Source organism: Phycicoccus endophyticus (assembly GCF_011326735.1).
GTDB lineage: Bacteria > Actinomycetota > Actinomycetes > Actinomycetales > Dermatophilaceae > Phycicoccus > Phycicoccus endophyticus.
Window position 1 is genome coordinate 101,230 of the sequence record NZ_JAANCN010000010.1, and the last position, 11,294, is coordinate 112,523.

10 protein-coding genes are annotated in these 11,294 nt (G+C 75.6%); 5 read left to right on the forward strand and 5 right to left on the reverse strand.

Annotation, left to right across the window (positions count from 1 at the left end; translation table 11 throughout):
* Positions 1 to 8: 8 nt before the first annotated feature.
* Positions 9 to 3,065, reverse strand: coding sequence for an AfsR/SARP family transcriptional regulator (locus G8D98_RS11890; protein WP_166103471.1), 3,057 nt, complete (start codon positions 3,063 to 3,065; stop codon positions 9 to 11).
* 135 nt (positions 3,066 to 3,200) lie between these two features.
* Here G8D98_RS11890 and G8D98_RS11895 point away from each other — a divergent pair, with 135 nt between their 5' ends.
* Together G8D98_RS11895 and G8D98_RS11900 are read left to right on the forward strand one after the other, a co-directional pair.
* Positions 3,201 to 3,407 (forward strand): Trm112 family protein, encoded by a 207-nt coding sequence (locus tag G8D98_RS11895; RefSeq protein WP_166103473.1) that lies wholly within the window; start codon positions 3,201 to 3,203, stop codon positions 3,405 to 3,407.
* An 11-nt stretch (positions 3,408 to 3,418) separates the two neighbouring features.
* Positions 3,419 to 4,570, forward strand: a complete 1,152-nt coding sequence (locus G8D98_RS11900) for an SIS domain-containing protein (RefSeq protein ID WP_166103476.1) — start codon at positions 3,419 to 3,421, stop codon at positions 4,568 to 4,570.
* 26 nt (positions 4,571 to 4,596) lie between these two features.
* Here the strand turns inward: G8D98_RS11900 and G8D98_RS11905 are convergent, their stop codons facing one another.
* Together G8D98_RS11905 and G8D98_RS11910 are read right to left on the reverse strand one after the other, a co-directional pair.
* Positions 4,597 to 4,878: a hypothetical protein gene (locus tag G8D98_RS11905; RefSeq protein WP_166103478.1), complete on the reverse strand. Its 282-nt coding sequence runs from the start codon at positions 4,876 to 4,878 to the stop codon at positions 4,597 to 4,599.
* A 56-nt stretch (positions 4,879 to 4,934) separates the two neighbouring features.
* Positions 4,935 to 5,474, reverse strand: coding sequence for a YbaK/EbsC family protein (locus G8D98_RS11910; RefSeq protein ID WP_166103481.1), 540 nt, complete (start codon positions 5,472 to 5,474; stop codon positions 4,935 to 4,937).
* Positions 5,475 to 5,515: 41 nt separating this feature from the next.
* Here G8D98_RS11910 and G8D98_RS11915 point away from each other — a divergent pair, with 41 nt between their 5' ends.
* Together G8D98_RS11915 and ahcY are read left to right on the forward strand one after the other, a co-directional pair.
* Positions 5,516 to 6,532, forward strand: coding sequence for a cation diffusion facilitator family transporter (locus G8D98_RS11915; RefSeq protein WP_166103484.1), 1,017 nt, complete (start codon positions 5,516 to 5,518; stop codon positions 6,530 to 6,532).
* Positions 6,533 to 6,675: 143 nt separating this feature from the next.
* Positions 6,676 to 8,127 (forward strand): adenosylhomocysteinase, encoded by a 1,452-nt coding sequence (ahcY, locus tag G8D98_RS11920; RefSeq protein ID WP_166103487.1) that lies wholly within the window; start codon positions 6,676 to 6,678, stop codon positions 8,125 to 8,127.
* An 18-nt stretch (positions 8,128 to 8,145) separates the two neighbouring features.
* Here the strand turns inward: ahcY and G8D98_RS11925 are convergent, their stop codons facing one another.
* Complete coding sequence (locus G8D98_RS11925; RefSeq protein ID WP_205859772.1) at positions 8,146 to 8,799, reverse strand: response regulator transcription factor; 654 nt, start codon at positions 8,797 to 8,799, stop codon at positions 8,146 to 8,148.
* A 19-nt stretch (positions 8,800 to 8,818) separates the two neighbouring features.
* Entirely contained in the window at positions 8,819 to 10,408 is a 1,590-nt protein-coding gene (locus G8D98_RS11930) for a sensor histidine kinase (RefSeq protein ID WP_166103489.1), read from the reverse strand.
* Positions 10,409 to 10,519: 111 nt separating this feature from the next.
* On the opposite strand from G8D98_RS11930, the gene mtrA reads away from it, so the two are divergent.
* Positions 10,520 to 11,197: an MtrAB system response regulator MtrA gene (gene mtrA / locus G8D98_RS11935; RefSeq protein WP_166103491.1), complete on the forward strand. Its 678-nt coding sequence runs from the start codon at positions 10,520 to 10,522 to the stop codon at positions 11,195 to 11,197.
* Positions 11,198 to 11,294: the final 97 nt, after the last annotated feature.

The following is an 11,294-nucleotide window of genomic DNA, read 5'->3' on the forward strand; positions in this document are numbered from 1 at the left end:
GTCGGCGCTCACGCCGGGCCCGGGCTGCGCCGGCGGGCGCCCTGGAGCTGCCCGGCCGAGGCACGCCGCAGTGCCGCCTGCTCCAGGCGCAGCGCCTCGCTCGCGCCGACCGGGTCGCCCCGCGCGTCGAGGACCGCGGCGAGCACCTGGTAGCTGAAGGCGACGCTCAGCGGCCGGTCGAGGGCCGTGAACTCCTCGACCGCTCCCCGCAGGTCCTCCTCGGCCCCCGGCAGGTCGCCGAGGAGGAAGCGGGCGTGCCCGCAGGTGCGCCGGGCGCGCGCGGTGAGGAAGGCGTCCCGGGAGGCGCTCGCGCGCTCCAGGGCCGTCCCGGCCTGCTCGAGGGCGTCCCCGAAGCGGCCGGCGGCCAGGCTGACCTCGGCCTGGGCGTCCAGGGCGTAGGAGTACATGTGGACCGCGCCCACCGAGGAGAGGATCTCCAGGGACTCGTCGACGAGCAGGGTCGCGGCACCGAGCTCACCGGTGCGCCGCCGGGCCCGGGACAGCTCGAGGGTGGCGAGGGCGTAGGCGACCGTGCGGGGGGTCTCGGCGAGGATCTCGCGGGCGCGGGTGAACTCGCGCGCGGACTCGGGCAGCTCGTCGTAGTCGTTGTGGACCGTGCCCCGGGCGATGGCCGCCCACGCGGCGAGCGTCGGGTCGCCGCTGCGGGCGATCTGGGTCTCGGCGGCGGCGATGGCGGCCGTCGCCTCCTCCCGGCGTCCGAGGGAGGTCGCGGCCTGGGCGCTGACGAGCGAGGCGGCCGCCGCGGCCGCGTGCTCACCGAGGAGGGTCAGGCGGGGCCGGGCGGCCTCCGCGAGCTCGCGGGCCTCCCGCGAGGCCGACCGCCGGTCCTGGAGGAGCCAGGCACGGCAGAGCAGGAGGACGGCGGCGCCCAGCCGGCTGTCGTCGTCCGCCCCGCGCAGAGCGCCGGTGACCTCGCGCTCGGCCTCGAACCAGGCATACAGGTCGGTCGAGGCGTCGGTTCCGAGCGCGGTGTCGGCGAGCAGCCGCCACGCCAGGTCGGGGCGGTCCCTCGCCACCGCGCGCGCCAGCGAGACGAACAGCGGTGTCTCGGTGCGGAAGAAGCGCCTCGACCGTCGCCTGACGCGCGGTGGTGGAAGGACCCGCCGTAACCCCTGGGGCCGGGCGGGGACCGGGAGGAAGCGGTAGGGCCGGTCCTCGAGGAAGGCTGCGGAACGGTCGACGGCGGCCTCGGCGACGGCGAGCGTCGCGCTGCGGGTGTCGGGGTGCCCGGGCTGTCCCTGCGGGCCCGCGGCGGCCCGCACGTGGGAGCGGACGAGGTCGTGCAGGCGGTACTGGGTGTCGTGGTCCTCGCGCACCACGGGCTCGAGCAGGCCGGCCTCGACCATGGCGTCGAGCGCCGCCTCTCCCGCGGCGGCGTCCTGCACGGTGGCCGTGACGACCCAGCCGCTCACCGTGTCGGCGGGCAGCTGTGCCACGGCGCCGAGCGCGTGGCGGGTGACCGTGTCGAGGTCCTCCAGCAGCCGACCGAGGCTGTCGCGCAGGAGGGTTCCCTCGGGGGCGCGGCCACCGGTCCCGGGCTGGTCGAGGCGCCCGGCGAGGTCGTCCAGGCCGAGGTCGGGACGCTGCGCAAGCCGACCGGCGGCGAGCCGCAGCCCGAGCGGCAGGCCGCCGGTCAGCCGGACGACCTCCGCGGCGGCCTCCGGCTCCTCGGCCACCCGCTCGGCCCCGACGAGGCCCGCGAGGAGGGCGAGCGCGGGCTCGGTGGTGAGGCTGCGCAGGCGCAGGTGCAGGTCCGTGGCCAGGCCCTCGATCGCCCGGCGTGAGGTGAGGACCGCCATCGACCCTGCGCTCGCGGGCAGCAGGTCGGCCAGGTCGCAGCCCGCGCCCGGCACGCAGGCGACGTTGTCGAGGACGACGAGGACCCGGCGCCCGTCGAGGAGGGAGCGCAAGAGCCCGGCCCGCGCCGGGGGCGAGGAGGGCACGGCCTCGGGGTGGACCCCGAGCAGGGGGAGGAAGGAGGTGAGGACCGCCTCGGTGTCGATGCCGCCCGGCTCGTTCGCCGCGTCGTGGTAGAGGGTGCCGTCGGGGAAGAGGTCGCGCAGGGCGTGTCCCGCCTCCAGGGCCAGCGCCGAGGTCCCGACCCCCGGCAGACCGGTGACGGCGACGACGACGGCGCCCTGGTCGAGCGCCCGCGCCGCGTCCCGCAGAGCGGCGAGCTCCCGGCCCCGGCCGAGCAGGGTGTCCGGGCGCCGGGGAAGCATCCGGGGCACCGGCAGCGCCCTCGGCGCCTCCTCGACCGAGGCCCTCGAGGGGTGCGGCCCGGCCCGGAGGTGCTGGCCGGCCTCCCCGGCGAGGACGACCCGCTGGGCCTCGACGAGGCGCTCGGAGGGTCGGACCCCGAGCTCGTCGTCCAGCCGGGCCCGGGCCTCCTGGAAGACCTCGAGGGCCCGTCCCTGCCGGCCGGTGGCGGCGAGGGCGAGCATCGACAGCGCGACGAAGCCCTCGTGCAGCGGGTGGCGGGCGGTCAGGGCGGCCAGCTCGGCGACGAGACCGTCGAGCGCGCCGGCGCGCAGGGCGCTCTCGTGGCGCTCCTCGAGCACCGAGAGCCGCTCCTGGCCGAGCCGCTCGCGCTCGAGCTCGACCGCGGAGGTCGCCGGCGCCCCCTGGAGCGGGTCGTGGCCGAAGGCCGCCAGCGCGGCGTCGTAGTGGGCGAGGGCTCGGCCGGGGTCCTCGGTGCGGGCGGCTCTCCCTGCGGCCACCGCGGCCTGCCATGCGGCGAGGTCGAGGGCGACCTCGCCGCCGAGCCGGTAGCCCCGCCCCTCGGTGACGACGACGTCCTCGCGGCCCGCCTTGCGCCGGACACCCGAGACGAGGGACTGCACGCGGTTGCGGGCCGAGGCCGGCGGCTCGCCGTCCCAGAGCCAGTCGGCGAGGGAGTCCAGGTCCACCTGGCCCCGCAGCCCGGCGAGGGCGAGCAGCCCGTGCTCGAGCTCGCTCAGCCGCACCCGCTCGCCCCCGACGCTCAGCCGGATGCTCCCGAGGACCTCGAGCTCCAGGAGGGGTCTTCCCGGGGTCAGGGGCACGATGGTGACCCTAGGCACGCCGGGCGGGGCACCACAACCGCAACGGGCAGGACCGCGCCGGTCGGGCCGTGCGGCCGGCGGCCGGCGGGTGTGCGAGGATCGGGCCGTCGGCGACCCCGTTGCGAGAGGACCCCAGTGAGCGAGCCGGTCGCGCCCAGCGCACACCTCGAGCCGTGGCTGCGGGAGATCCTGCGCTGTCCGGCCTGCCGCAGCGAGCTGCGCGACGACGACGGGCCCGGGGGGCCCGAGCTGGTGTGCACGGACGCGGACTGTGGGCTGGCCTACCGGGTCGACGACGGCGTGCCCGTCCTGCTCGTCGACGAGGCCCGCCGCCCGGGCTGACCGGAGCCGCGATGACCTGGCTGGACGAGCAGCGCCTCGAGGACCCGCAGTCCCTCGCGGCGCTCGACAGCCGCGCGACCCTGCGCTCGCTGGCGTCCGCGGGCGCCCAGGTGCGCCGTGGCGTCGTCGCCGCCGACGAGAGCGGGGTCGAGCGGGTCGCGGGCGGTGAGCGCCCGCGCGCGGTCCTCGTCGCGGCCCTGGGTGGCTCCGCCGTGGTCGGCGACGTCCTCGACCTGCTCGCCGAGCCGGGGTCGCCGGTGCCGGTGCTCGTCCGCGGTGCCGGGCCGCTGCCCGGGTGGGTCGGTCCGCTCGACCTCGTCGTCGCCGTGTCGCAGTCGGGGTCGGCCCCGGGCCCGCTCGGGCTCGCGGCGGAGGCCGCCCGCCGGGGTGCCTCGCTGCTCACCGTCGGTGCCGCCGGGTCCCCGCTCGCCGAGGTGGCGGCGCGGGCGCGCGGCGTCCACGTGGAGACCGCCCTGCCGGCGCCGACGTCCCGGACGGCGCTCTGGGGGCTGCTGACGCCCGTGCTCGTCGCAGCCGACCGGCTGGGCCTGCTCGACTGCCCCGGCCCGGTGCTCGAGCGGGTGGCCGACGTCCTCGACGAGGTGGCCGAGGAGTGCCGCCCCGGGTCGGAGGCGTTCGTCAACCCGGCCAAGGTCCTCGCGGTCGGGCTCGACTCCACCGTCCCCGTCGTGCTCGGCGACGGCGCGCTCGCCGGGGTCGCCGCGTGCCGGGCGGCCCAGATGCTCGCGCGCACCGCCCGGGTGCCGGCGACCCACGGTGCGCTCCCCGATGCCGCGGCCTCGGTCGTGGCGACCTTCGACGGCCCCTTCGGCAGCGGGCTCGGGCTCGGCGACGGCGGTGGCCACGACATCTTCGCCGACCCCTACCTCGACGGGCCCGCGCTGCCGAGGCTCGGCCTGCTCGCCCTGCGCGACCCGGCCTCCGACGACGCGGCCCGCGCGCTGGCCGACGCGGTCGTGGCCTCGGCCCGGGACGCCGGGGCGGTCGTCCTCGAGCCGGAGGGACGCCCGGGACATCCCGTGGAGCGCCTCGCGGCGCTCGTCGGGGTCACCGACTTCGCGGCCACCTACCTCGCGCTGGGGCTCGGGCTGGACCCAGCCCTCTCCGAGCACGTCTCGGACCTGCGCGAGCGCACCTCCTGAGCGAGCGGCGCCCCGGGCCGACGGCCCTAGCCGTGTTCGGCGTCGCGCTTGCCCGCCGCCGCCCGACGGGCCTGGTCGAGGGTGCGCTGCTCGACGGCGCCCGGGTCGCCCTCGGGGTCGGGGACGGGAATCGGCTCGACGGGCTCGCCCATGGCCTCCGCCCGGGCGAGCGCCCCGCGCTGGGTCTGGGCGATGTCCTCGGCCTCGGCACGCCACTGCTCGGCAGGCCGGCGCGCCTCGTGCTCGTCCGCGGCCCGCTGGGCCTGGTCGGCTCGGGCTTGGTCCTGGTTGCTCGGCTCCGGCGTCATACTCCCGTCGCTACCCGGTGGCCCGGGCCCGCAACCCCCGACGGGACCGGTCGCGCTCAGCCGACCGGCTGGGCCAGGGCGAGCCGCTCGGCACCGGGCAGCGCGAGCAGGTCGGCTCCGCGGCAGAGGACCTTGCTCCTGCGCAGCCCGCTGCCGACGACGACCTCCGCGGTGTCGGCGACCGCGTCGTCGACGAGCAGCGGCCAGCCGGCGGGGAGCCCGACCGGCGTGATCCCGCCGAACTCCATCCCCGTGCGGCCCACGGCGTCCCCGTGCGGGGCGAAGGAGATCTTGCGGGCGCCGAGGTGGCGGCGCACGACGCCGTTGACGTCGGCGCGGTGCGTCGCGAGCACCATGACGGCGGCGTACGTCTCGACGCCGGCGCGCTTGGCCCGCACGACGACGCAGTTGGCGCTCGCCCCGAGGTCCACGTCGTAGGCCTCGCACAAGGCGGCGGTGTCGGCGAGCCCGGGGTCGATCGCCGCGACCTCGGCGCCACCGACGAGGCCGGCCAGCCCCGCGGCGACGGGGGGCGCGAGCAGCTCGCCGTGCTCGCCCGCAGGCATCCAGTCCAGGGTTCCGCGAGTGGTCGGCATGAGCCCCACGGTAGGCGACCCGGGGTGGCTAGGGTCGGGCCATGGCGAGCGAGGGCGGCAAGGCGGCGATCATGGCGGCGTTCCTGGCCAACCTCGGGGTCGCCGTGACCAAGCTCGTCGCCTTCCTGCTCACGGGGTTCTCCTCGATGCTCGCCGAGTCGATCCACTCGGTCGCCGACACGGGCAACCAGCTGCTCCTCCTGCTCGGCAGCCGGCGGGCGAGCCGCGAGGCGAGCCTGGAGCACCCCTTCGGGTACGGCCAGCAGCGCTACGTCTACTCCTTCCTCGTCGCGATCATGCTCTTCGTCCTCGGGGGGTTGTTCGCGCTCTACGAGGCCTACGAGAAGGTGCGCGAGGCGCTCGGGGAGGAGGACTACGACCCGTTCGCCTCGAGGTGGTGGTGGGTGCCGCTCGCGGTCGTCCTCGTCGCGATGGTCCTCGAGGGCTCGAGCCTGCGCACCGCGGTGCGCGCGTCCAACCGGGTGCGGGGGCGGCGCTCGTGGCTGCGCTTCGTCCGCACGACGAAGTCCCCGGAGCTGCCCGTGGTCCTCCTCGAGGACTTCGGCGCCCTCATCGGCCTGACCGCCGCCTTCCTCGGCATCGGGCTGACCGTCGTGACCGCCGACCCGGTGTGGGACGGGATCGGCTCCGGGGTCATCGGGGTGCTGCTCGTCGTCCTCGCCGTGTTCCTCGCCGTCGAGATGGGCTCGCTGCTCGTCGGCGAGGCGGCCACCCCGGAGCTGCGCGGCGCGATCCTCGAGGCGCTCGCCTCGCCGGGCGCCGTGGACCGGGTCATCAACAGCCGCACGATGCACCTCGGCCCCGACGAGATCCTTGTCGCCGCCAAGCTCGCCGTCGGCGAGACCGACAGCGCGCTCGAGATCACGGCGGCGATCGACGAGGCCGAGCGCGCCGCGCGCGCGTGCGCGCCGGAGGTGGAGATGGTCATCTACCTCGAGCCCGACCTCGACCACGCCCCCGGCAGCCCCAACGTCGACGGGCCGGGGGTCGACCCCGACCCGCGTGAGTCGGCCGTCGAGGACGCCTCGCACGGCTGAGCCGACGCCCGGGCCCGCCCGCGCGGGTGACGCTGGGGTATCCTCGCGGACACTGCCGGCTTGGGTGATGACCCTCGCACTGCGCGGCCCAGATGGGCGACGCCGGTCAACTCGAACGCACGCTGCCCACCAGGAGCTTCCGCATGTCCGTTGACCACCAGGTACGCGACCTCGCCCTCGCCGAGTCCGGTCGCCACCAGATCCGCCTCGCCGAGCACGAGATGCCCGGCCTGATGTCCCTGCGCGCCGAGTACGGCGCCGCCCAGCCGCTCGCCGGTGCCCGCATCGCCGGCTCGCTGCACATGACCGTCCAGACGGCCGTCCTCATCGAGACCCTCGTCGCGCTCGGCGCGCAGGTCCGCTGGGCGTCCTGCAACATCTACTCGACGCAGGACGAGGCCGCGGCCGCGGTCGTCGTCGGCCCGGACGGCACCCCCGAGGACCCCCGCGGCGTGCCCGTCTTCGCGTGGAAGGGCGAGACCCTCCCGGAGTACTGGGACTGCACCGAGAAGATCCTCACCTGGCCGGGCGGCGAGCTCGCCAACATGATCCTCGACGACGGGGGCGACGCCACGATGCTCGTCCACAAGGGCACGCAGTGGGAGGCCGCCGGCCAGGTGCCCCCCACGACGGAGGAGGACTCCGAGGAGTTCGGCGTCTTCAAGGCGCTCGTGCGCCGCACGATGCAGGACGACCCGCAGAAGTGGACGACGGTGGCCGCCGAGATCAAGGGCGTCACCGAGGAGACCACGACGGGCGTCCACCGCCTCTACCAGCTGGCCGAGGCCGGCGAGCTGCTCTTCCCGGCGATCAACGTCAACGACTCGGTGACCAAGTCCAAGTTCGACAACAAGTACGGCTGCCGGCACTCGCTCATCGACGGCCTCAACCGCGCCACCGACGTCCTCATCGGCGGCAAGGTCGCCGTCGTCGCCGGCTACGGCGACGTCGGCAAGGGCTGCGCGGAGTCCCTGCGCGGCCAGGGCGCCCGGGTCATCGTCACCGAGATCGACCCGATCTGCGCGCTCCAGGCGGCGATGGACGGCTACCAGGTCGCGACGCTCGAGTCGGTGCTCGACCAGGCCGACATCGTCGTCACCTCGACCGGCTGCCTCCACGTCGTCACGGCCGAGCACATGCAGCAGATGAAGAACAAGGCGATCCTCGCCAACATCGGCCACTTCGACAACGAGCTCGACATGGCCGGCCTCGCGAAGGTCCCGGGCGTACGCAAGCAGGAGATCAAGCCGCAGGTCCACGAGTGGACGTTCGAGGACGGCGACTCGATCATCGTCCTGTCCGAGGGCCGCCTGATGAACCTCGGCAACGCGACGGGTCACCCGTCCTTCGTGATGTCCAACTCGTTCTCGAACCAGACCATCGCCCAGGTCGAGCTGTTCGGCAAGGACGCCGAGTACTACGACGAGGACGGCCGGCCGACGGTCACGACGCTGCCGAAGCACCTCGACGAGAAGGTCGCCGCGCTGCACCTCGAGGCGCTCGGGGCGCAGCTGACCGAGCTGTCCAAGGAGCAGGCCGACTACCTCGGGGTCGACGTGGCCGGGCCGTACAAGCCCGAGCACTACCGGTACTGAGGGCCGGCCTGCCGGCGCTCAGCGGTCGACGTCGGCGACGAGGCCGAGGCGCACCGCGGCGATGACGGCGCTGGCCCGGTTGTGGGCGCCGAGCTTCTCGTAGATGCGCCCGATGTGCGTCTTGACCGTCGACGGGCTCATGTAGAGCTGGCGGCCGACCTGCGCGACCGAGGCCCCCTCGACGAGGAGGGTGAGCACCTCGGACTCGCGGGCGGTCAGGCTCGCCTGCGGTGCCTCCTGCCGGCGGCGCATCGCCTCGGCGAGCCCGGTGGCGGAGAACTCCAGCGGGAAGTCCGCCGCCCGGCGGACCGCCGAGAGCACCTGGTCGGCCGGCGCGGACTTGCGCACGAGGGCCGAGGCCCCGGCGTCGAGGGCCTCCAGCAGGGTCGAGTCGTCGTTGAGCATCGTCAGGACGACGAGCCCGATCTCGGTGGAGCTCGCGCGCACCGAGCGCACGAGCGCCAGCCCGCTGCCGTCGGGCATCGTCACGTCGATGACGGCGACGACGCGACCCGGCGGCGGGGTGCGCAGCAGCCGCTCGAAGAGCGCGCGGCCCTCGGCGAGCGAGCCCGCCTGACCGACGACGCGGATGTCCTCCTCGCTTCCGAGCATGCCGGCGACGGCCTCACGCACCACGGCGTGGTCGTCCACGAGCACGACACTGATCGTCACGTCCCCTCCTCCTGTGGCCCTACGACGCCGAGTGGAGCGCGGTCGCGGACGCTTGGACGGACAGGTTAACCGTCGTGCGGCCGTTGGGCTCGTTGCGGACCACCAGCGTGCCCCCGAGCTCGTCGAGCGAGGTGTTGCGGTAGGAGCGCCGGGCCCGGCGCGGGTCGCCGTCGTGCGAGACCTCGACGACGGCGGGTTGGGCGGCGGCGGTCGTCAGGCTGACCGAGGCGTTGCGCGCCCCCGAGGCCTGGGCGTCGGCGAGCACGTCCATGACGAGCCGGTGGATGAACATCTCCACCCTCGGGTCGAGCCGGCCCCGGCCCTCGCTCACCGTGACCGTCGTGCGCACGCCGGTCATGCTGCCGAAGCTCTGGACCGCGCCGCCGAGGACGGCTCCGAGCCCGGTGTCGGGGCGTTCGGCGACCCGCAGGTCGGTGATGTGCGTGCGCAGGTCGGCCATGACCTCGCTCAGCTGGGCGCGCACGGCGTCCAGCTCGGTGCGGATGCCCTCGCCCGGCGGGCCGGCCCGCAGCCGCAGGGCGTCGAGGGCGTAGCCGAGGGCGGCGAGCTCCTGGGCGATGCCGTCGTGGATGTCCCGGGCGATCCGGTTGCGCTCCTCGAGGCTCGCCGAGTGGCGCAGCGTGCCGAACAGCAGCCCGGCCTGGACCGTCGGGGCCAGCCGACGGGTGACCTCGCTGACCTCGCGCCGCTCGGCCTCGGTGAACGGGTGGTCCACGCCGCGCTCGAGGACGACGACGGTGGTCGGCCCGGTGCCGTGGGCGACCGGGACGAGGAGGGCGGTCCCCTCCCCGGGGTCCTCGCCGACGGCAACCTCCGTCGGCCGCCAGCCCTGCGGCCCGCGCGCGAGCAGCTCGGCCACGGCGTCGGCGAGGTGCCACGGCGCGCGGGTCGAGCCGCGCAGCGCGACGGGGACGAGGTGCTGGCTGTCCGTCGCGACGAGGACGGCGCTGCGCGAGGAGGGCACCTCGGCCGAGAGCAGGTCGAGGGCGAGCGTGGCACCGGCCGGGGCGTCCAGGCCGGTCGCCATCTCCTCGGACAGGTCGTGCAGGCGCTGGATGAGCTGGATCGCCTCCCGGGCAGCCGGGTCGGCGCTCTCGGCCTCGCGCTCGGCGGTGAGCCGCTGGTTCCACGCACCGAGGGCGCCGAGGGCGACGGCCGCCCCGAGCCAGGCGAGCAGTCCCACCCGCACGCCGGCGTCGGACCCGGTGTCGTGCGCGGCGAGGTACACCCCACCACCGACGACGCAGGTCAGCAGGAAGCCGAGGGGGCCGAAGCGGCTGCCGGCGTGGTAGGCGGGGACGAGCAGGAGCAGCGCGCCCGCGAGCTCGGCCTCGGCGTAGCCCGCCCCCGCGGCCCCCGCGGCGAGGCACAGCAGGGTGAGGGTCACCGTGTCGAGCAGCCCCTGGCGGGAGATCGGCATCCGGTCCAGCGCCGTGACGACGAGGTCGAGGACCAGGACGAGCAGGAGCCAGGGCAGGGTGTCGAGGACGCGCTCGGTGACGACGGCGACGAAGACGCCGAGGACCGCGAACGCGAACCGGAGGGTGGCCGACGCGTCGACGCGCGCCAGGCCGACGATGCGCACCACGCCCCACAGGGTACGACCGTCGCGTTGCTCACCCCCGCCGTTCGTCGGTTCCCGCGGCCGGGTGTGGGATCATGGGCCCCGTCATCGCTCGGGGAAGGACGGGGACAACAGGTGAACGGTCGTGTGCTCGTCGTCGACGACGACCTGGCACTGGCCGAGATGCTCGGCATCGTGCTGCGCGGTGAGGGTCTCGAGGTCGAGCACGTCGCCGACGGCAGTGCGGCCCTGGACGCCTTCCGCCGTCACCGCCCCGACCTCGTGCTGCTCGACGTCATGCTCCCGGGGACCGACGGGCTGGAGGTGTGCCGCCGGATCCGGGCCGAGTCCGGCGTCCCGATCGTCATGCTCACCGCCCGCACCGACACCGTCGACGTCGTCGTCGGCCTCGAGTCCGGTGCCGACGACTACGTCGTCAAGCCCTTCAAGCCGCAGGAGCTCATCGCGCGCGTGCGGGCCCGGCTGCGTCGCGGCGACGAGCCGGCGCCCGAGCGGCTGACCATCGGCGACCTCGCCATCGACGTCGCGGGGCACACCGTCAGCCGGGGTGGCGCCCCGATCAGCCTGACCCCCCTGGAGTTCGACCTGCTCGTCGCCCTGGCGCGCAAGCCGTGGCAGGTCTTCACCCGGGAGGTCCTCCTCGAGCAGGTGTGGGGCTACCGGCACGCGGGGGACACCCGGCTGGTCAACGTCCACGTCCAGCGGCTGCGCAGCAAGATCGAGCACGACCCGGAGCACCCGGAGATCGTCGTCACGGTGCGCGGCGTCGGGTACAAGGCGGGCAAGGCCTGAGCGTGTCCGGGTCGGCCGGGCTCGGCGTGCGTCGGGACGCCGCCCGCGGGCGGGTCGAGGCCGCGCGCGCGGCGGCCCGCGCGCTGGCCCGCCGGGT